Annotated in this window: 17 protein-coding genes and 1 riboswitch; of the genes, 9 read left to right on the top strand and 8 right to left on the bottom strand. The window is 40.1% G+C overall.

The window, feature by feature from the left end; all coding sequences use genetic code 11:
• Positions 1-169: 169 nt before the first annotated feature.
• The 3 genes from AAC851_RS12075 to AAC851_RS12085 form a co-directional block, all read right to left on the bottom strand.
• A complete protein-coding gene (locus tag AAC851_RS12075; RefSeq protein WP_340600902.1) occupies positions 170-766 on the bottom strand; it encodes a L,D-transpeptidase family protein in 597 nt (198 codons plus the stop codon).
• A gap of 29 nt (positions 767-795) precedes the next feature.
• The gene (locus AAC851_RS12080) at positions 796-2238 is read right to left on the bottom strand and encodes a protein adenylyltransferase SelO (RefSeq protein ID WP_340600903.1); all 1443 of its coding nucleotides are present in this window, start codon (positions 2236-2238) and stop codon (positions 796-798) included.
• Between the two features lie 139 nt (positions 2239-2377).
• Complete coding sequence (locus tag AAC851_RS12085) at positions 2378-3547, bottom strand: acyl-CoA desaturase (protein ID WP_005089185.1); 1170 nt, start codon at positions 3545-3547, stop codon at positions 2378-2380.
• Between the two features lie 211 nt (positions 3548-3758).
• Between AAC851_RS12085 and AAC851_RS12090 the strand changes: the two genes are divergently transcribed.
• A complete protein-coding gene (locus tag AAC851_RS12090; RefSeq protein WP_075314852.1) occupies positions 3759-4286 on the top strand; it encodes an META domain-containing protein in 528 nt (175 codons plus the stop codon).
• A 35-nt stretch (positions 4287-4321) separates the two neighbouring features.
• Here AAC851_RS12090 and AAC851_RS12095 read toward each other — a convergent pair whose 3' ends face one another.
• From AAC851_RS12095 to AAC851_RS12105, 3 genes are all read right to left on the bottom strand, one after another.
• On the bottom strand, positions 4322-5041 hold the full coding sequence (locus AAC851_RS12095) for a glycerophosphodiester phosphodiesterase (protein WP_075314854.1): 720 nt from the start codon (positions 5039-5041) through the stop codon (positions 4322-4324).
• A gap of 21 nt (positions 5042-5062) precedes the next feature.
• The gene (locus tag AAC851_RS12100) at positions 5063-5650 is read right to left on the bottom strand and encodes a cob(I)yrinic acid a,c-diamide adenosyltransferase (RefSeq protein ID WP_075314856.1); all 588 of its coding nucleotides are present in this window, start codon (positions 5648-5650) and stop codon (positions 5063-5065) included.
• A gap of 102 nt (positions 5651-5752) precedes the next feature.
• On the bottom strand, positions 5753-7576 hold the full coding sequence (locus AAC851_RS12105; RefSeq protein ID WP_340600904.1) for a TonB-dependent receptor plug domain-containing protein: 1824 nt from the start codon (positions 7574-7576) through the stop codon (positions 5753-5755).
• A gap of 35 nt (positions 7577-7611) precedes the next feature.
• A riboswitch (cobalamin riboswitch) is annotated at positions 7612-7824 on the bottom strand.
• Between the two features lie 119 nt (positions 7825-7943).
• On the opposite strand from AAC851_RS12105, the gene AAC851_RS12110 reads away from it, so the two are divergent.
• A complete protein-coding gene (locus tag AAC851_RS12110; protein WP_075314860.1) occupies positions 7944-8603 on the top strand; it encodes a phosphoribosylanthranilate isomerase in 660 nt (219 codons plus the stop codon).
• On the top strand, positions 8584-9828 hold the full coding sequence (gene trpB / locus AAC851_RS12115; protein ID WP_004640735.1) for a tryptophan synthase subunit beta: 1245 nt from the start codon (positions 8584-8586) through the stop codon (positions 9826-9828). Before AAC851_RS12110 ends, trpB begins: the two co-directional genes overlap by 20 nt.
• Positions 9829-9877: 49 nt before the next feature.
• On the opposite strand, the gene AAC851_RS12120 is transcribed toward trpB, so the two are convergent.
• The gene (locus tag AAC851_RS12120; protein ID WP_075314862.1) at positions 9878-11653 is read right to left on the bottom strand and encodes a bifunctional metallophosphatase/5'-nucleotidase; all 1776 of its coding nucleotides are present in this window, start codon (positions 11651-11653) and stop codon (positions 9878-9880) included.
• A 230-nt stretch (positions 11654-11883) separates the two neighbouring features.
• On the opposite strand from AAC851_RS12120, the gene AAC851_RS12125 reads away from it, so the two are divergent.
• From AAC851_RS12125 to AAC851_RS12150, 6 genes are all read left to right on the top strand, one after another.
• Positions 11884-12879, top strand: coding sequence for a DUF2804 domain-containing protein (locus AAC851_RS12125; protein WP_004640730.1), 996 nt, complete (start codon positions 11884-11886; stop codon positions 12877-12879).
• A 129-nt stretch (positions 12880-13008) separates the two neighbouring features.
• The gene (locus tag AAC851_RS12130; RefSeq protein WP_125501419.1) at positions 13009-15759 is read left to right on the top strand and encodes a type VI secretion system Vgr family protein; all 2751 of its coding nucleotides are present in this window, start codon (positions 13009-13011) and stop codon (positions 15757-15759) included.
• A gap of 1 nt (position 15760) precedes the next feature.
• Complete coding sequence (locus AAC851_RS12135; protein WP_125501421.1) at positions 15761-16513, top strand: hypothetical protein; 753 nt, start codon at positions 15761-15763, stop codon at positions 16511-16513.
• A gap of 3 nt (positions 16514-16516) precedes the next feature.
• Positions 16517-17083, top strand: coding sequence for a hypothetical protein (locus AAC851_RS12140; RefSeq protein WP_100833998.1), 567 nt, complete (start codon positions 16517-16519; stop codon positions 17081-17083).
• Between the two features lie 7 nt (positions 17084-17090).
• Positions 17091-18107: an HET-C-related protein gene (locus tag AAC851_RS12145; RefSeq protein WP_125501425.1), complete on the top strand. Its 1017-nt coding sequence runs from the start codon at positions 17091-17093 to the stop codon at positions 18105-18107.
• Between the two features lie 10 nt (positions 18108-18117).
• Positions 18118-18930 carry a DUF7738 domain-containing protein gene (locus AAC851_RS12150; RefSeq protein WP_125501427.1) on the top strand — a complete coding sequence of 271 codons (813 nt, stop codon included), beginning with the start codon at positions 18118-18120 and terminating at the stop codon, positions 18928-18930.
• Positions 18931-19035: 105 nt separating this feature from the next.
• Here AAC851_RS12150 and AAC851_RS12155 read toward each other — a convergent pair whose 3' ends face one another.
• Positions 19036-19911 (bottom strand): metal-dependent hydrolase, encoded by an 876-nt coding sequence (locus AAC851_RS12155; RefSeq protein ID WP_004640729.1) that lies wholly within the window; start codon positions 19909-19911, stop codon positions 19036-19038.
• Positions 19912-20018: the final 107 nt, after the last annotated feature.

The following is a 20018-nucleotide window of genomic DNA, read 5'->3' on the forward strand; positions in this document are numbered from 1 at the left end:
AAAGAGAGGATGGATAACTATCTTAATTTGTTTTGAGTATCTAAATAGTGCTCATTTATTCTAATGCTCTTATCCTGTGGATAACCACAAGTTTATCCACAGAAAATGTGGATATTTTTCTGAGCTTTGTGCTGCTTATATCTACAGTTATTTGGGGTCATTTAGAGGATTATGGGTGGATTACGATTTGAGTATTGTTATCCACCAATTGCCAGATTTCATCCATATCAATATTTCTAACCGCAATACAACCAAGTGTCCAATCTCCCTGAGGGAAATAAGTCATACTGGTTGGTAAATTAAGATATTCCTTTGGCACACTACCATGAATCATAATATCTCCACCTGCTGATCGTCCTTGTTGTTTAGCATAAGCGGCATCTTGTTCATTTGGATAGGAAATATGCAACGATTTATAATAGGCGCTATTGGGATTGCGCCAGTCGATGCTATATGTCCCTTCAGGTGTTTTTCCATCCCCCTCGAATTGTTTATGACCCAAAGGATTAAACCCTAAGCGCATTGGATACTCACGAATAATCTCGTTGTGATGCTTGAGTTGTAAGATCCGTTGATGCTTAAACACTTCAATCTTGGTAATCGGGGTGTTGTCTCTAATGTATATGATTTCCTCGTCGGATAATGATTGTGGCATGACAGAGTCTGTCGGCATCATTGTGCTTGGAATATAGGCTCTGTAAACATATAGCCCTATCCCAATCAGCAAAATAATGATACTGGTACATATCGCTATCCAAGGTTTCATTGTTTTTATTCCTTTTGTATATTGATCCTTTAGGACGAACAACTGACAGAAATTTCAGGGACGTCACTCGGCAAAGGAGTAATATCTTCAGCCGTTTCTAGATCAGGTTGTTTGCTATAAGGTAGATTCAGTAACTTAAACAAACGATCAACTTCGCTAAAATCTCCACGCTGTGCAAGTTCGATGGCTTTTTGCGCCATATGATTGCGTAATACATAGTGTGGATTTGCTTGTTGCATAGCGTGATCTAATGCGTCGATATCCTGATGTTTACGTATCTCTTGATATTGTTGGAGGAAGGCATCAAATTGACGTAAATCCAAACAATCATCGCGTAGTATTTTATATTCCTGATTTTGTAAGCGAATAAAACTTTGAGTGTAGTCGAGTTGTTCTGTTTGAAGAATATTCAAGAATGCAAAACTACAATCCAGACTATCTTTGTGGAAATGAGGCAATCCCATCTTTTGACATAAACCTTGGCCGTAATGCTCCAAGAAAATAGGTTCAAATTGTTCCAGACATTTTGCTAAATCCAGTTTGAACTGTTCTTTATTTTCAGGTGTTGCCAGAGGAATCAGATTATTTAACCAAGTCCAAAGATTCCAATGGCCAATGCTTGGCTGATTTTGGTAGGTGTATCGACCTTGATAGTCTGAATGGTTATTGATCCAGTTTGGACGGAAGCGTTCCATAAATCCATAAGGACCAAAATCTAAGGTTGAACCTGTAATATTTAAATTATCGGTATTCATCACCCCATGCGCAAAACCAACCAGTTGCCATTTTGCGATCATGATAGCGGTACGCTCAATCACTTTCTGGGCAAAAGCAAGAATTGGATTATCTGCATCTAAGCATTCTGGATAGTGCCATTCGATACACTTCTGCGTGAAATCAGCTAAAAGTACTGGTGCATATTGGTTAATCCACTCGAAATGACCGAAACGAATATGGCAGTCAGATGTACGTAAAAGCATTGCACCGAGTTCTAATGTTTCACGTTGTACGCCTTGGGATGAGGTGGTGAAGCCCACAGCATGACTCGATGCGACACCAAGTGCATTTAACGCATGTCCAGCAAGATATTCACGAATCACGGAACGTAATACAGCTCTTCCATCCCCCATACGAGAGTAGGGCGTAGAGCCTGCTCCTTTTAGATGAAGGTCTATGGTTTGTCCATGCTGATCTAGGATTTGTCCGATCAGCAATCCTCGTCCATCACCCAGTTGACCTGCCCACTGTCCGAATTGATGCCCTGCATAAACCATAGCTAAAGGAGGAAACTCAGCAAAGGTTTTTTGTCCACTACAAATCTCAACCCAGTTGGCTTTATCCTCTGCACTCCATTGTAATTCATCGGCTAAGGCTTCATTGAAATGACCTGCTTTAGCACCGCGTAATGGGCTTGGTTGCTGTTGATGAAAAAGCTTTGTATCGAGAGAAGAGTAGCGTGGGTTAAACTGCATAAGACAAGCATCAAAAGTATGAGCGAAGAATGACTATAGCAAATTTTCAGCTTGGCAGCGATGAGAAGCAGGGGCGGATTTGCACCTGATAGATATAAAAAATGGCCTCTTTAAAGAGACCATTTTTTATCATTTATGTTTACTCAGAAACAGGTGCTTTTTTGATATTACGCATTAAAGTTTCTAAGCACTCACGATGATGAGCAAGACGATGCTCAAGTAATTGGAAATCAACTTTTAATTTATGGTCGATTTGATGAATCTTTTCTGCCATCGCTGCTTTTTTAGCTTGTAGCTCTTGCTCTTTAAGCTTTGCCCAATCATTTAATGTATGGGTAAATGCTTCGTATTCTTGAGCAATACGTTGCTTCATTTGCACGATATCTGTGTTTACATCATGTCCATAAATGGCCAAGTCTTGTTCAGCATATTTAAATTTCATCGCTAACTCAGCTTTTTGAATATTAAAGCTCGGAATACGACGTAAATTTTTAGCTAGACCTAATTTAGAGCTGGTCCAAATTAACCATTTTGTTGGGTCATATTGCCACCATTTCACACCATTACGATAGTCGTATTGGAAGATATGATGGTAATTGTGATAACCCTCACCCCAAGTGAAAATCGCTAAGACGAAGTTGTCTCGTGCCGTATTTTCATCAGTATAAGGACGTTTGCCCCACATATGACAGAGTGAGTTAATAAAGAAGGTAACATGATGACTGATAATCAAGCGCAGTAGACCACCTAGTAGAACTACGCCCCAAACATCACCAACAGCCCAGCCAATACCACCCAATAAACCAACATGAACCGCAATGACCATCGGGACATAGTACTTGTGTTGGAACATCACGAGTTTGTCATTGAGCAAATCTGGTGAGTTTTTGAAATCAGGTTGAGACGGTGAATGATCGCGGATCATCCAACCTAAATGTGCATACCAAAAACCACGTTTGATCGAGTATGGGTCTTGATCTACATCATCGACATGACGGTGATGGGTACGGTGTCCAGAAGCCCAGAACAGAATACTGTTTTGAACGGCAAAAGTTCCACCAATCATCAATAGAATTTTTAAGGGTAAAGATGCTTCATAAGCACGATGTGCCCATAAGCGATGGTAACCCGCTGTGATGCCTAAACTACTCAATGCTAAGAGGAAGAATAAACTTACCCATGCGCTTACACTAAAATCATAATAATAAGCGTATAAAGGAATTAAAATAGCAGCAAGAATTGGGGTTCCAATTAAGGTAATGCTAGCAGTCCAGTTAATGGGTGCTTTTTTGAGTGGGGCGGAATTCATATCCGGCAGCGCTCCTAACAACCTTGTTTGCACAAGATAATAAAACTAAACGAGATAGCAAGACCAATCTTTACGATATATTGCTATTTTAGTCCTGATATTAGCATGCTCAAATCAATAAGCACTAGTATTATTCTACAGTTGTATCGAAAGAACAGTAACAGAATTCGTTTGCCGAACAGGCTAATTTATTAAAAGGTGAAATAAATCAATGTCTGAGCAAATTATTGTGAAAAATCCTATTTTCTCTATAAAGGCATTTGTTCACAAAACTTTAATATTTTCTAGTGTTTTGATGGTGGCTGCTTGCCAGAGCCAACCTTCAAAAGTGCAAAAAAATACTTTACAACCTAAACCGTCACATACACTTCCACCAATGCAGGTTCGTAAGAGTAGTGATGGAATTCAAGATGTTGATTGGCAAATTACAATGATTCACAACAAACGTGCATTGTTCTTTAGTCAATTTCCAAGTTTTACATTGAACTCTGTGAGTAAAAGTGTTGCAGGGCATACTGGATGTAATAATATTTATGGGCGTTATCGCTATGATTTTGCTCAACGTAAACTTGATTTCGATGTGAGAGCAGGGCATTACAGTTGTAATAAGTCTTTGGCACAAGAAGCAGAGTTGATGGATGCGATTCAGCGAGTCGAGCGTTTTCAATATGATGGAACCAATCTCTATCTATTGGATGCTAGAGGGCAACGTTTGATACAAGCACAACGTAAGAAATGATAAAAAATGGTGGAGTGGTCTCCACCATTTTATTTTTATTGTGAAAAATGCTGCAACATTGTTTGAGGAATATCAGTAATCAAACCTTGAATACCAAGCTGTTGTAAATGCATAGCACGTTCAACATCATTTACTGTCCAAACACTAATATCTAATTGCGCTTGCTGGGTCAGTTGAATGATTTCATCTGAAGCGAGTTGATCTTTCCAACCGATTTGACGACATTGATACTGATGTGCAAGTTCGATTGCATATTCACCGATTGGAACTTCGACCAAGAGTCCTCGTTTAAAAGTGCTCTGATGTTGCTGTAATGCATCTAAAATTTTTGTATCAAAGCTGGTAATAGTTGCTGTTTTTTCAAAACCTTGTAGTTCTTGCTGTAGTTTTATAATCAGCCGTTCAGCCGCAACCTCATCAACGACTGATTTTACTTCAACTTCAATATGCTCAAAGTCGATTAAACAATCCATAACCTGCTTTAAACTCGGCGTAAATTCTTCAGTTTTCCAGTCTTGCCACTGATGGCGATGATCAAATTGTTCGGCTTCTAGCAGATTACAACTTTCTACATGTTGTAAGCGACCGGCAGTACGAACAAAATCATCATCATGAATTACGATGAGTTGGTCATCTTTAAGCTGACGAACGTCAAACTCGACTGCACGAATGCCAAGCCCATGCAGATAGCGGAATCCACCTAAGGTATTTTCAGGCGCTTCACCACGTGCACCACGATGACCAATAATTCTCATCTTTATTCACCTTGGAAATAGTTATGCTGGATCGATACTGTCATTAATGTTTTTTTGCCACAACACTTCGTTACCACCTTCGGCACGTTGCAAGGCACGTGAGGCAACAAACAACCAGTCGGATAAGCGATTCAGTAATTGTAAGGCTGTGGCTTGGATATTTTGGTCACGATTGTGTACCGATAATAAAGCACGTTCAGCACGACGACAAACAGCACGTGCTTGATGTGCATAGCTACATGCTAAGCTGCCTGATGGCAAAATGAAATCTTTTAGCATGGGCAAAGACTCATTCATTCGATCAATTTCTTTTTCAAGAAATTCAATGCAGACAGGTTGTAATAGATGATAGTTTGGAATGCAGACCTCACCGCCCAAATCAAACAACCAGTGTTGAATGAGGCTTAAGCTTTTATCCCAATGGGCTTTATTTTCAACTTGGCTTGCACTGATTTGTGCACGCAGTACACCAATCGTTGCATTGAGTTCATCGACATCACCTAATGCCGTAATACGTAAATCATCTTTGGCAACGCGTGAACCATCCCCTAGGCCAGTTGTGCCTGAATCACCTGTACGTGTATAGATTTTACTTAAACGATGTCCCATAGCCTTGTTTCTCTCATCCTAAAATAAAAAGGGGATAATGTCGGTCAAAACATTACCCCGAAAGTGAAGTTAAGAAAATATTTTTATTACTTTATCATGCGATTAATAACGGAAAGTTACACCAGCAGAAGCTTGACGGCCGCCATTGATGTAATAACTACCTCCACCATATACGGTACGGTATTTTGAATCACCTACATTTTGAATGTTCGCAAAAACATCAATATTTTTATTCACTTTGTATCGTCCATGCATGTCTACACGGAAGTGTCCAGGGATTTGAATATTGTCAAAGGCACTGTTGTCGTAATCGCCATTCGCTAACATTGTAGTTGAGAAGGTATATTGTTCATCGGTCCAACCTGTAGTCAATGCAATATTTTGACGAGGGCGACGACTTAAATCTTCATCATTTTTCTTGTCTTTAGCGCGAACATAGTTATAACTTAAATTGGTAAATAGGTTTTCACCTTGCCATTTCAAATAGAGCTCACTACCTTCCATTTTAGCTTTTTCAACGTTACTCATTTGATTCAGAACGCCATCAAAAGCAATCAGATTATCTACTTCTGTTGTATAGAGAGATAAACCTGTTGAAATATTGTAAGCCAGTTTTTGGTCTAGACCGATTTCATAAGACAAGCTTTCTTCTGGTTTAAGGTCTGGGTTACCACCATAAGCATACATATCATTGAGTGTTGGAGCTTTAAAAGCTGAACCAATATTTGCATAAATACTGGTTAACGGTAGCACTTGATAACGGACAGAGCCTTGAGCAACGGTATGTGTACCGAATTTTTCATTGTCTTCTACACGGATACCAACTTGAGTGTTCAATCCAGCTTGATCATATTTGTGCTGGATATAATATCCTGTTGAATCGATATCTTCTTGATATGGCGTGCCATAGGAAATCACATCACCATCAATATTTCGATGTGTTACACCAACTAGAAGCTTTTGATTTGGTGCAAAGCCCCATTGACCATAGATTTCAGATTCTTGCGTTTTGCTATGGACAAAATCTGTGGAATCATTTTGATCTATTTCATCTTTGAATTGAGAGAAACGGGCATGTAGAGCTAAATTCTCAAGAAGATTTAAACGTCCTTTAACGTTAATGATTTCATTTTTAAAGTCTTGAGAAACAAGTTTGCCAGAGCTATCGTAATCGCTATAACCTTGGTTCTCATTATAATCAACTAAAGCGGCATACTGTTCTTTTTCCACACCGATTTTTGCACTATAGCCTTTTTGATCAAATGAGGCATCGGGTGCATTTTTTATGTCTTTGACAGGTGTTCCATCAGTTTCAAGGCGTTGACCACGAATCTGTGCATAGAATCCATTTTCAGCCAGATCTGCACCAACTACAGATTTATAAGTCTTATTTTCACCAATTTCACTTGTTACAAAAGCAGAGGTTTTTTCTGGTGTTTTAGAAATCAGTTGAACGACACCTGAGATTGCATCAGTACCATATAAAACTGATGCTGGACCTTTTAATACTTCGATCTGCTTAATATCAGTTGTATCAATAAATGGTAAAGAGGCTGTGCCGGAAGTGGTCGAATTCAGACGTACGCTATCTCTTAAAACAAGCGTTTGGTTTGAATTACCTCCACGTAGGAAGATAGACGCAGTTTGCCCATAGCCACCGCTTTGTACCATATTGATCGAAGCATCTGTTTGTAATAATTGCGGTAAAGAAGCAATAGGAGATTGCTCAAGAATCTTCGGTTCAATAATATTGATGCGCGCTGGAACTTCGCTAATTTTTTGTTCACTACGAGAAGCAGTTACAACAATTGTATCTAACGTTGCAGTTTTATTGGTTGATTGCTCTTGAGCAAAAGCAGGTGAAGAAAACCCCATCGCAATAGCGATAGCACCAACGAGGCGAGTTGGTTGAAAGACAGTAGACATGCGTACTCCAGACATTCACCCGTCGTGAATGATAATGTGGAAATAAACAACAAGCAGGTCTCCGGACTTCACTATATCATCACAAGAATGATGCTATTAATCATCTTCCCACATCATTCTGATGCAGTGATTCGGCGTGGAGCTAAGATTAATAATACGGTGTTACCGTTGCGAGGGCAGTGTTGGAATTCCACCAACTTCCCTATAAGCAAAAGAATTTGCTTTAGACTTGTTGCAAGATTACGCAAAGTATAAAGTGTTAACGTTTTTTAAACAATTGCATTTCGAAATCAACTTTTCCCCAACTGGGTCAAATTGCTTTACAATGCGAAAGTTTTAAAATATTCAAATTAAAATTGGACAGAGCATGCGCCAACATCAACTGCGAACTCGCGCCAAAATTTGTGGTATTACTCGACTACAAGATGTTCAAGCTGTAGTACAAGCAGGGGCGGATGCAATCGGTTTTGTATTTTTCCCGCCAAGCCCGCGTCATCTCAGTATTGAACAAGCAAAAGTATTGGCAAATGCAGTACCCGCTTATGTTCAGTTAGTAGGTTTATTTGTAAATGCAAGCGTAGAAGAAATACAAACAGTGCTTGATTCAGTTCCTTTGGATGTATTACAACTGCATGGAGATGAAACTCCAGAACAGTGCCAGCAGATTGCTCAGCAATGTAAACGTCGTTGGTACAAAGCGATTCAGGTTAAACCTGATTTAGATATTTTGACCGAAATTCAACGTTATCAAGCTGTCGGAGCTAGTGCTGTTCTACTGGATGCATGGCATCCTGAATTAAAAGGTGGCACTGGTCATTGCTTTGATTGGAATAAATTCCCTCAAATTGAAATTCCACTAATCTTGGCAGGGGGCTTAACCCCTGAAAATGTGAGTGAAGCTATTGATGCTACAGCGGCTTTTGCTGTAGATGTCAGCGGAGGCGTCGAGTCCGCAAAAGGTATAAAAGACCAACAACTCATTGAAAAATTTATGCAAGGAGTCCAACGTGGATCAGCAAAACCTTAGTCAACAAAATCAGGCGATTGACTACACCCAGTTTCCAGATGCCCAAGGGCATTTTGGTATTCATGGTGGGCGTTTTGTGTCAGAAACGCTTATGGCTGCACTTGAAGACTTAGAAAGTCTTTATGGTCGTATGAAAAATGATGCTCAGTTTCTAGCAGAGTTTGATCGTGATCTTGCGTTTTATGTTGGTCGTCCTAGTCCTCTTTATTATGCTGAGCGATGGTCTCAGCACCTCGGCGGTGCGCAAATTTACCTGAAACGTGAAGACCTGAATCATACAGGTTCGCACAAAGTGAACAATACCATTGGTCAAGCGTTATTGGCAAAGTTGTCAGGTAAGAAGCGTATCATCGCAGAAACAGGTGCAGGTCAACACGGTGTGGCGACAGCTACAATTGCTGCACGGTTGGGCATGGAATGTGTGGTATATATGGGCGCTGAAGACGTAAAACGTCAAGCCATGAATGTATACCGTATGCGTTTGTTGGGTGCGACCGTAGTTCCAGTGCAAAGTGGTTCAAAAACATTGAAAGATGCCATGAATGAAGCGATGCGTGACTGGGTAACCAATGTTGATAGCACCTATTATGTGATTGGAACGGTTGCAGGGCCACATCCATATCCGCAACTTGTACGTGATTTCCAGTCGATTATTGGTCGTGAAGCGCGCCGTCAAATCCAAGAGCAAGCAGGGCGTCTACCTGATGCTTTGGTCGCTTGTGTGGGTGGTGGTTCAAATGCGATGGGCTTGTTCTATCCATTCTTGAATGATCAAGATGTGAAAATGTATGGTGTTGAAGCGGCTGGTTATGGTATTGAAACAGGTAAACACTCTGCGCCATTGAATGCTGGTCATGTGGGTGTTTTACATGGTAACCGTACTTATTTGATGTCAGATGCGCAAGGTCAGATCATTGAAACACACAGTATTTCTGCGGGTCTGGATTATCCAGGAGTAGGTCCTGAGCATAGTTTCCTCAAAGATATGAACCGTGTGGAATATGTGCCAATCAATGATGATGAGGCCTTACAAGGTTTCCGTGATTTGACTAAGATTGAAGGGATTATTCCTGCGCTAGAAAGCTCACATGCGATGGCTTATGTCACCAAACTTGCGCCAACCATGTCAAAGGATCAGATCATTATTGCAACGGTTTCAGGCCGTGGTGATAAAGACTTGATGACGGTTGCACGTATTGATGGTGTTGAAATGGTTGAGATGTAAATCTCACTGAAAAAATAGGGAGGCATTTGCCTCCCTATTTTTTGTAGAGCTATGGGATTAGTTTGATTCGATCTGTCTTTGGTGCGGTCAGTGGAGAGTTCTGGCTGATATAACGCTCTAACACGTCAATATCTTGACCTCCCCCAATAGGATTTTTACCCTGTTTTAAAACCGTGAAGTTATCACCACCATCGGCAATAAAGCTGTTCACAGTAACGCGATAAGTCTGGGTATCGACCAATGCTTGTCCAGCAATCATAATATTGCTAGCACGAGGTGATACTGAAGCATCTTGTTTATAGGAATAACTCAATTCTTTCGATGGTTGTAGTATTCGAGGAGTGCCTGCATTTGCCCCAGACCATTGTTGTTCTAATAGTTCAAGGATTTGTTTGCCTGTTAAGCTGAGTGTGACCAACGAATTTCCAAAGGGTTGGACACTGAACACATCCCCAAATGTGATTTGATTATTGCCATTTATCAATAGATCTGCGCGGACGCCGCCCGGATTCATCAAGGTAAAATCTGATCCTTGGTTGCTGGCTGCAAGCGCTGCTGCTTGTTGCGCATCTGCAATCAAATTACCCAACGCAGTTTCGCCGCTCTCAGTACGATTGCGATCAATTACACTGGTTGCTGAGCCGACCACACGTGCAGAAATGGTCGCTACCGCAGGGCGATATTTATCTAAAATTGCTTCAATGCTCGGTGTTTTGCTAAATTTTTGATAAAGATCTGTGAGGTTGACTGTCGTTGTACCAGAGGTATAGCTTTCACTTTGTACAGGAACTTGAGAAGCATCTTTTTTGATGACATCACCAGTTTTTCCATCGAGTTCAAGTTGGATATTGGTAATGATCGTGCCGTATTGACCTGCTGAAGTGAGTAGAAAAGGCTTGGCTGGATTTTTGGTTGCATAATCACATATATAGGATTGATGGGTGTGACCAGAAACAACGACATCTACGGCTGGATCGAGACGTTCAAGCACGTCGATCAGTGGCCCACTCAGACCTTCACATGTTTTTTGATTAAACTTGGTACTTGGAGCCACTCCTTCGTGTACCACCATCACAATTGCTTCAATACCTTGTTTTTTTAATTCTGGAATCAACGCATTGACGGTATCTGCTTCGTCATGGAAATTTACATCGGTAATACCTGCCGCAGAAACAATACTTGGCGTCGCTTCGAGTGTTAAACCAATGAAGGCGACTGGAATACCACCATACGTTTTGACTTTATAGGCAGGGAACAACGTCTTTTTGGGATCAGCTTTCATCGAAACATTCGCTGCCAAAAATTCAAACTTTGCCCCAGAGAAGTTTGGATTAATTTGACAAGGTTTTGTGGTGGTGTATTGCTGGCAACCACCATTTTGTAAGCGGCGAAGTTCATCTGTCCCACGATCAAACTCATGGTTTCCAACCGCATTGAAATCAATTTGAATATCATTCATTGCTTCAATGGTAGGTTCATCTAAAAATAGTGATGAAATTAATGGTGAGGCACTAATCAAATCGCCAGCAGAAACGACCGCATTATTTGGATATTGGGCACGAAGTTTCTTAATTGCATCGGCAAAATAACTGACACCACCAACTGGAATGCGTACTGTTTGACTATGATCATGTGGATCTTCAGCTTCAATAAACCGCTTCGGTGGCTCTAAATTTCCATGAAAGTCGTTGAAAGCAAGCACGTTAATCGTTTGATTTTTACGTTCAACTTTGGGTGACTGTTTATCATCATTGTCATTACAAGCAGTGAGTGCCAATAACATGATGCACAATGCATTTACCTTAAAAATAGTACGTGTTTTCATGATTTTTTGATCAAGTGGTATAAGATTGTTTTTAAAGATAAAAGATCAGTATGAACCTTTGATGAAATAGTGTGCGATGATGGCTGTGCGTAGGCAGTACATTGATTTGGGGGGTTACATCCAAAGAATTAATATTGATGCAAAAATGATAGTCAATTGTACAATTTCCCGTCTATTATTGGCGTGGATGTGATTAAGCAACACGAAGCTGCAAAATCAAGGAACGAAAAATGGATTTGATACAAGCTAATGGTCAGCCGCGTTATGGGCGTTTCGATCAAGTACCATCACGAATTAATATCGACGACTATATTTATAAAACGCCTTATGGTCAGGTGCTGAAAGGGTGGCGTAAGCACCTTAAGTATAAAAAATTCAAATTCTGTGGTTTGCAACATGCGCATTTTAGTATTGGAATTGCGATCGTTGATTTATCGTGGGCTGGCCATGGTTTTTTCTATGTTTACGATCATCTATCTGGCAAAGTCATCGAATGGAATGCAATTCAACCTTTGGCGATCAATACACAACTTGATGAACAACCACTCTTTAGCCAAAGTCATTTTAAAAAATCGTCTTATCAGTTTGACATGCAACATGCCAATGGCGTGCGCTATATTCAAGTCACGAAATATGGCGAGATACAACTGAAAGCACGTATTTTTTGTGCTGGAACAGATGCACTGAGCTTGTGTAGTCCGACAGGCATTAATGGTTGGACGTACACCCAAAAGCAAACAACGCTGGCGGTCGAGGGATTTTTTATTAGTCCTGATCAGCAACGGATAGAGTTCGATGCCCAAAGTCTGGCTGCTTTAGATGATACTTGTGGTTTTTTACGACCAGAAACGGCTTGGTTTTGGCTGTCCTGTCAATTTCGTGATGCGCAAGGGCGTCGGATTGGGCTTAATCTTGCATCCGGTGTCAATGAAAGTTTTGGCAATGAAAATGCGTTATGGGTAGATGGGCGTTTATATCCACTCACAGATGTTTTATTTGAACAGCAGAATGAAAAAACGTGGTCGATTCGTTCTTTGGGTGGCTGTTTAAACTTAGTCATCGAAACAGGTTGGTGTCGTTTTGAAAATATTAATCTACGTTTAATTGGCAGTCAGTTTAATCAATGGCAAGCCAAAGTCAGTGGTACGATAGAACGTGAACAAATTGAATTGGTGCAGTTGGATCAGCAATATGGCTTGTTAGAACAGCATTATGCGAAGTGGTGAATACAACAGTTTTTTTAATGGTAATGATTTGACTTACTACCTCTTTTCCCACAACAGTATGTTTTGTATACAGAATGTTCTGGATCGTATAGAATATAGTGCTGATTAGGGATAATTTTATATAATATTATGATTTTTAATATTTTAAATTTTTTAGATAAAATAGGGTTAACCGCACAAAAACGTGCGATACACATACAATTTGCCAATCCGAGCTTAAATCAACAAGTCTTCCTCCAAAAAATTCAAGGTCAGCATGCCATTAATCAGGGCATGACTGCAGAACTGATCTGCCTATCAACTAACGCCCACATCCCATTAAAACAGTTCATCGGCTGTCAGGCAGCGATAGACCAAGTCACCGATACTGGCACACTATTTAGAACCACAGGGATTATCACAGAAGCCGTACAAGGACAATCTGACGGTAGCCTCACGCTGTATAAACTCAAACTCCAAGATGCAACTGCACTGTGGCATAAACGCCGAAACAGCCGCGTATTTATGAATAAAAATGTACTCGACATCGTACAAACCCTATTCAAAGAATGGCAGCAACGCAGTCCACTATTTGCATCAAGTCTTACACTCGACCTTGGTGGGATCAAACAAGACTACGACATCCGTCCATTTGTGATGCAAGCCAATGAAAGTGATTATGACTTTATTACTCGCTTGCTCAGAAGCGAAGGTATTAACTGGCTGATCGATGAAGCCCAACTCACTATACCCAATAGCAACAGTCCAATCCAAGCACAGAAACTACGTTTGATTGACGATAATAACCAATACCAAGCTTTAGATCGAAGAATCATCCGTTACCACCGTAGCAGTGCGACTGAACAATACGACAGTATGACTAGCCTGATTGCAGAACGCAGCCTACAACCCACCGCAGTACATATCCAACGCTGGCAAGCCGATGCCCTAGAACAGGAAGATGGTGCAGGCAGTGTTCAAACGAAACATCGACATAGTGAACAACATGATGCAGCTTCTCTTGGACTGGAAGATGCCTGGCATTTTAGTCCAGCATGGGTGCAAGACCTGAATGGAGAAGATGGTGCAACTGCTTCAGGCAATCGCCAAATAGAAAAACTCAATCAAAACCTCAGTCATTACCACGATGCCCAAGCCAAACACTTTACTGCCAATACCACAGTACGAGATAGCCAAGTGGGTTACTGGTTTAAACTGACTGAACACCCTGAAATAGACCAACACAAAGGTGCAGATCAAGAATTTCTGATCATCAAAAAAGATTGGTTTAATCAGAACAATTTACCCAAAGACTTAAACCAACAAATCCAAAAACTGATTAACCAAAGTCAGTGGCAACAGGACAATACCCTTACAGCAACTAGCATAAGTGCGGAAGAACGCCAAGCCAATCAGCTAACCTTACAACGCCGTAACATCAAAACCGTACCTGAATATCACCCATTACAACACCGTCCAGCAGCCCATCCACAACGAGCCAAAGTTGTTGGTCCAGCAGGTGAAGAAATTCATGTCGATGAATGGGGTAGGATTAAAGTCCGCTTCCTGTTTACCCGAAATGATGATCATAGCCATGATGGCGGTGCAGGCAGTAATGACAACGACACCGATTCAGCATGGGTAGATGTACTGACCCCGTGGGCAGGTGAAGGCTATGGGGCTAGATTCTTACCACGTATAGGTGAGATTGTGGTGATTGACTTCTTTGATGGCAACATTGATCGTCCCTTTGTCACAGGACGACTACACGAAGCACAACGCAGTCCAACAAAATTCGATGACCAAGGACAACTACCTGATACCAAGAAACTGGCAGGGATCAAATCCAAAGAATACCAAGGCACAGGCTATAACCAACTCCGCTTTGATGACACCACAGGACAGATCAGTGCCCAATTACAAAGCAGTCATGCCGCGAGTCAACTCAATCTAGGAAAACTCAGTCATCCCAAAGCTCAAGCGGAAAGTGAAGACCGAGGAGAAGGCTTTGAACTGAGGACGGATCAATGGGGCGCAGTCCGTGCAGGTGAAGGCTTACTGATCACTACACATTCCCAAGAGCAAGCACAAGGTGATCACCTCGAAGCCCAAAGCGCTAAACAACAACTGGAAGGCAACCAAAATAATGCCAAAGCCTTGAGTGAAGTGGCCAAGAACCAACAAACGGATGAGTTAGAGTCGGTTGAACAACTCAAAGAATTCTTTGAGCTGATTCAGGAGGATATAGCACGTTTTAATGAAGCCGTACTTTTGCTGAGCTCGCCGAATGGAATTGGCCTTAGCACTTCAGAAGATATTCATCTTTCTGCAGATGGGCAATTAAACCAATTTGCAGGGGATAGTATTAACCTGACCACACAAAAGAACCTCATCGCCCAAGCCAGTCAAAAGATTAGTTTATTTGCAGCACAGAATGGGATTAAACAAGTCGCAGCCAAGGGTAAGTTTGAAATACAGGCTCAAGGGGATGGCTTAGATATATTGGCGAAAGTGGGGATTCAAATCATCTCGACTGAAGATGCAATTTATTTTAATAGTCCAAAGGAAATTGTATTTAAAGCAGATAGCTCTGAACTTAAGCTGAATGGTTCGGGAATCTTTCCAACCACAGGTGGGAAGTTTGAAGTGAAAGCTGGACAGCATTTGTTTAAAGGTGGAGCTAAGATAAAAACAAAAATTCCATTCCTTCCAGAGGGGACGACATATAATTTAAGATATTTATTTACGGATGATGAGGGAGTGCCTTATAAAAATACACCTTATATTGCTATCTATCCTAATGGAGCTGAAATCAAAGGTATGACAGATGATCAAGGATACTCATCTACATTTTTTTCGAGTGAAGAAAAAGATGTGAAAATTCATTTGGAGCTAAAATAAAATGGGGATTCCACCAAGACAGATATCAAATGCTAGAACTTCCTCTGAAGAAAACAATACACACCATATTCGGATTACAAGAAAAAAACAGTTATTTCTTTTGTTTTGGATAGCAGAAGAAGATAAAGGTAGAAAACTGTTTTCAGAGTCAGCTCAAACACGAATGCAAAATATCAAAAAAATGCAAGAGTATGATGAAGAAATACATAAGGTTCATTGCCCACCACTCCATACTTTTTCTGAGATACAAACTATTATCGATAATTGGATAGAACATTATGGTGGAACGAATAAAGTTGTAATTAAAGAAATTGCTATTTTTTCTCATTCAGGATGGGATGGACCGATTATCTATTCTGATCCAATTAATATGCAAATGCCTTTAGAAGGATGGAGCAGTCTTAATATTAACTGGCATTCTGGTAATGTGCGGTGTACTTTCTTTGGATGTAACTCAGCAGCTGATCCCAGTTTTGCTCAGAGAATTTCAATTTTAGCGAACTTTTTAGAAGTTGAGGTTGGTGGACAAAGTGCTTCTAGTTTTCCCTCTTTTTCTCCATCTAAAAGAATAACCTCCATTGGGCGAAGTAATAACTTCGCGTGGTCTGTAGCTGGTACTTATATGGTTGGGAGTAAAGCTGGTAAAGGTAGGCAAGCTCATCTTTGGGGAGTACAAGTAGAACCGATGAGATTTTATAAAAATGGGGTTTTACTTTATGAAAAAGATCAATCCTTCTTTAACCCAGGAGAGTAGAAAATGAAAAGTATTAAGTTATTGATTTTCCTTGCTTCTGTAATTTTTTTATTAACAATATTATTTTTCAACAAGGTACCAACCATGTCTACTGAACCAACATTAAAAATAGAAATAATGCCAAACAAAGAAATTGATAACGATCTACAGATAAATATCAGAACTATTAATAATAGGAATGATAAATATTCCATAAAAAATGGGCTATACACTCTTCTTAATAAAGGAAATATTTCTCCATTACCAAATAAAAATGATTTTTTAATGTATGAAATATTTATTATCAAAGAGGATAAATTTGCATATATTGCTGGTGAAAATATTTATTTCTCAGCAGATGAAACATCAATAAGAGGAGGCAGTAATAGAAAAGGTAAAATCCTTATCAGCCCATATATTGAAGATGATTTTATCACCTTAGAATATCAACAATACTATAAGGACAATGAAACTAAAACTTTCAAGAAATTTAAACTTTCTGAATCATATAGTCATAATAACTATGTTTTTGATGGAAAAACTGAACTAGAAGACTTTACTCGAATTAATAATCCTAGTTTTCCTAGATAAATATTAAATGGTAAAGAAAAGTTATTCAGGTGATCCTAGTCAAAAAAGTCATCAAACCAATGAGTCGTTGGCATCACCGCATTACAACCTAAAAAACTATATTGCGGATAGCACCCCTGAAAAATCTGGTGACAGTGCTTTTCCTACTGCCTTGGAATATGTACTAGAGCAGCTTGAGATCAGTATGTCGGGTAATATGCATTCTCGTCATGCATTACGGGCTTTGGGCAATGCTTTTCATGTGTTAGAGGATTTTTTTGCGCATACCAACTTTACCGAAGTGGCATTGATTAAACAAGGCTATCAAGTGGATGATCATATTCAACAGCCTTATGCAGACTATCGACAGATCCCGATTGTCTCTGGAACTTTTGGGTTCTGGGATACTTTGGCGAGTGTTGGGCCTAAACTCGGTGACTTGGTTGATCCATTGAAAAATATGGAAGAATATCAGGGCTTTATGTATGGTGAGCGTCGTTTAGAAGACTTTATTATTACTGCCATCGTGGAATGGGTCAATATTACGGAAATTAGCCGGATTTGGAACACTTATTTGAGTTTGCGAGATCAGTTGGCAGGTTTAAATGAGGCATTATATGTAGATAAGGCTAGAGAAATTGCTCAGTTTCTCCGTACTGCGAAAACGCTAGCATCGATTATAAGACCAATTGTATCTTTAGTTCTTGAGTTTATTGGTTCAGGGCTGTTGAAACATAGTCATGGGACGATTCGATTAGTACAAGGTTGGGGGCGCTATGGTGAAAATCCAACCCATACTCAATTAGGGAAGGATGATCATCATAATAGCTTACATATGTTGGCTGCAAAATTGGCGATCAAAGCGGTAGAAGATATCGGACGCCGTTGGATTGCTTGTCGTGAATCACCTACAGCAGCCAATAAACAGGCAGTTAAAGACACAGCGAAACGTTATTTTGTTCATCCAGCTCGAACCAACTGGATGGATGGTGATATACGGCAGTGGGCAAGAGCAAATCCACAGGCAATTCGGGCAGCAAGGTAAAGGAAAATAGATGAAAAAAGTCATATTGGGTCTGTTGATCTTAAGTTTAAGTGCCTGTTCCGATGCAAAACAGCAAGTTGTGATTCCTAAAGTAGACAAAAAGCTGAATACACAACATCAGATCAAAGTGGATGGTTGCCAGATTTCTTATAATAATAAGCCAATCGATTTTAATGCACCCTTAGCTGATTGGTTAAAGGTCTTTGGTTCTGATTACCGAAAAGTAGAACGAATTAAATATGGATGGGAGCATCATATAGATGTAGCGATGGAATATTACATCTATGACGATGTGGGACTACGTTTAATCTATGATACCAAAGCTGAACGAATGGAGCAGGTCATTTTTTGGTTAGAGCAGTCTAAGTGGAATAAAGATTTTGCATGGGAAACAAAAGAGCAGTATCAGGCAAGGATGAAGGACCCTGATTCAGCTCAAGCAAAACAACATTTTAAAGATGGTATCCAAGTTGAAGATGTGATTGTAGGTGCATATCCGATGGATCAAGAACTACGTTCTGTCTCTAAACATCGTCGTGGAACTAGCTACTATATCTTGGCAAAATGTAAGAATGGTCAGGATGGCAAGTCATTTGATATTGATCTGAGTACCAGTTATGACAATGATCCAGAGGTGATTGATGGAATGAGTTTTGAGAATATGATGGTTCATGATCTTCCTGAGGATGTCTCACTAAAGCAGCAATATGAAAATTGTAAGGGATTTACAGATAATGACATCATGTTTGGGATTGCTTGGGACTGTCCTGATATACGTAAACGTTACTATGAGAAATTTGGCAAAGAACAAGTAGAGCAATGATATAGATGCGGTTAGTGTTAAAATTGCTAATTACATTGAGCTAAAATAGATTTGCTCAATGTAATGTTAGCGATTCGATATATGAATTGGGTGCTTAAATCTAGATTATAAACCCGCTTGCCAAAAAGCTTCACCCGCAGCAATTGGATCATTGGTCTTAGCCAAAGTATCAATCCAGACATCGTATTGACGAATAACAGGGTGTTGATTTGGATGGAAGTCTTTTTTAAACCAATCGCTATATTGTGCTCTTTTTGCCGTTAAAATACCGTTACGACCAAAGAACCATGGCAAACCTTTACGCGCTAAATCAATACGTTGCCTTAGATTAAAACCATCTTTTTTCAACATTACATCAGTACGGTATAGTGTAAAACCAAACATGAGTACAGTGGTAAATACTAAAGCAAACCGACGAGTTGCTTCAGGCACTTCACCAACTTCACGCATGACATCAAAAGCAACATCTCGATGTTCCATTTCTTCAATCGCATGCCAAGCAAAAAGTGCTCTTACGAAAGGATCCGCCTCTGCCAAAGTTTCTTTTTTGCTATAGAACGTTTCTGCCATCAGTGCAGTTAAATGCTCTGCAGCGGCAGTCATGGCGATGTTGTATTGAGGGGAGCGATACTTTAATTCAAACTTAAAAATTTTCTTTAAACGATCAGTGAACTGATCAACAGGCATACCTTGTTGTTTCATGATCTGATTCATTTTGTCATGAGCGATACCGTGTTGAGCTTCTTGACGGATAAAATCAGCAACACGTTCTTGTAAGTTTGGATCTGTAATCTTGTCACGGAATAGACGAACACATTCAATAAAATAGCGCTCACCATCTGGAAAAGTGAGGCTCAATGCATCAAACATACGGGTACGAAATGGATCGCCACCAAACCAAAAGCGAGGAGCTTGGTCTAGATGGAAATCTAATTTTGTTCTAACGACTGGATCAACCTGATAGGAAACATGTGCATTCATTTGTACGATTCCTTGCCTTTTTCATAGATTCAGTATGGGAAAAGTCCGACGAAAAGTTTTGACAGTTTCAGCCAAGTTTTATACAAATAACGACAGATCAGGATGAG

Source organism: Acinetobacter sp. HZNU-JH01, from assembly GCF_037996845.1.
GTDB classification, from domain to species: domain Bacteria; phylum Pseudomonadota; class Gammaproteobacteria; order Pseudomonadales; family Moraxellaceae; genus Acinetobacter; species Acinetobacter haemolyticus.

Coding starts and splice junctions, on each gene's coding strand:
- AAC851_RS12075 (WP_340600902.1), bottom strand. CDS start 766: ATGAAACCTTGGATAGCGATATGTACCAGTATCATTATTTTGCTGATT.
- AAC851_RS12080 (WP_340600903.1), bottom strand. CDS start 2,238: ATGCAGTTTAACCCACGCTACTCTTCTCTCGATACAAAGCTTTTTCAT.
- AAC851_RS12085 (WP_005089185.1), bottom strand. CDS start 3,547: ATGAATTCCGCCCCACTCAAAAAAGCACCCATTAACTGGACTGCTAGC.
- AAC851_RS12090 (WP_075314852.1), top strand. CDS start 3,759: ATGTCTGAGCAAATTATTGTGAAAAATCCTATTTTCTCTATAAAGGCA.
- AAC851_RS12095 (WP_075314854.1), bottom strand. CDS start 5,041: ATGAGAATTATTGGTCATCGTGGTGCACGTGGTGAAGCGCCTGAAAAT.
- AAC851_RS12100 (WP_075314856.1), bottom strand. CDS start 5,650: ATGGGACATCGTTTAAGTAAAATCTATACACGTACAGGTGATTCAGGC.
- AAC851_RS12105 (WP_340600904.1), bottom strand. CDS start 7,576: ATGTCTACTGTCTTTCAACCAACTCGCCTCGTTGGTGCTATCGCTATT.
- AAC851_RS12110 (WP_075314860.1), top strand. CDS start 7,944: ATGCGCCAACATCAACTGCGAACTCGCGCCAAAATTTGTGGTATTACT.
- AAC851_RS12120 (WP_075314862.1), bottom strand. CDS start 11,653: ATGAAAACACGTACTATTTTTAAGGTAAATGCATTGTGCATCATGTTA.
- AAC851_RS12125 (WP_004640730.1), top strand. CDS start 11,884: ATGGATTTGATACAAGCTAATGGTCAGCCGCGTTATGGGCGTTTCGAT.
- AAC851_RS12130 (WP_125501419.1), top strand. CDS start 13,009: ATGATTTTTAATATTTTAAATTTTTTAGATAAAATAGGGTTAACCGCA.
- AAC851_RS12135 (WP_125501421.1), top strand. CDS start 15,761: ATGGGGATTCCACCAAGACAGATATCAAATGCTAGAACTTCCTCTGAA.
- AAC851_RS12140 (WP_100833998.1), top strand. CDS start 16,517: ATGAAAAGTATTAAGTTATTGATTTTCCTTGCTTCTGTAATTTTTTTA.
- AAC851_RS12145 (WP_125501425.1), top strand. CDS start 17,091: ATGGTAAAGAAAAGTTATTCAGGTGATCCTAGTCAAAAAAGTCATCAA.
- AAC851_RS12150 (WP_125501427.1), top strand. CDS start 18,118: ATGAAAAAAGTCATATTGGGTCTGTTGATCTTAAGTTTAAGTGCCTGT.
- AAC851_RS12155 (WP_004640729.1), bottom strand. CDS start 19,911: ATGAATGCACATGTTTCCTATCAGGTTGATCCAGTCGTTAGAACAAAA.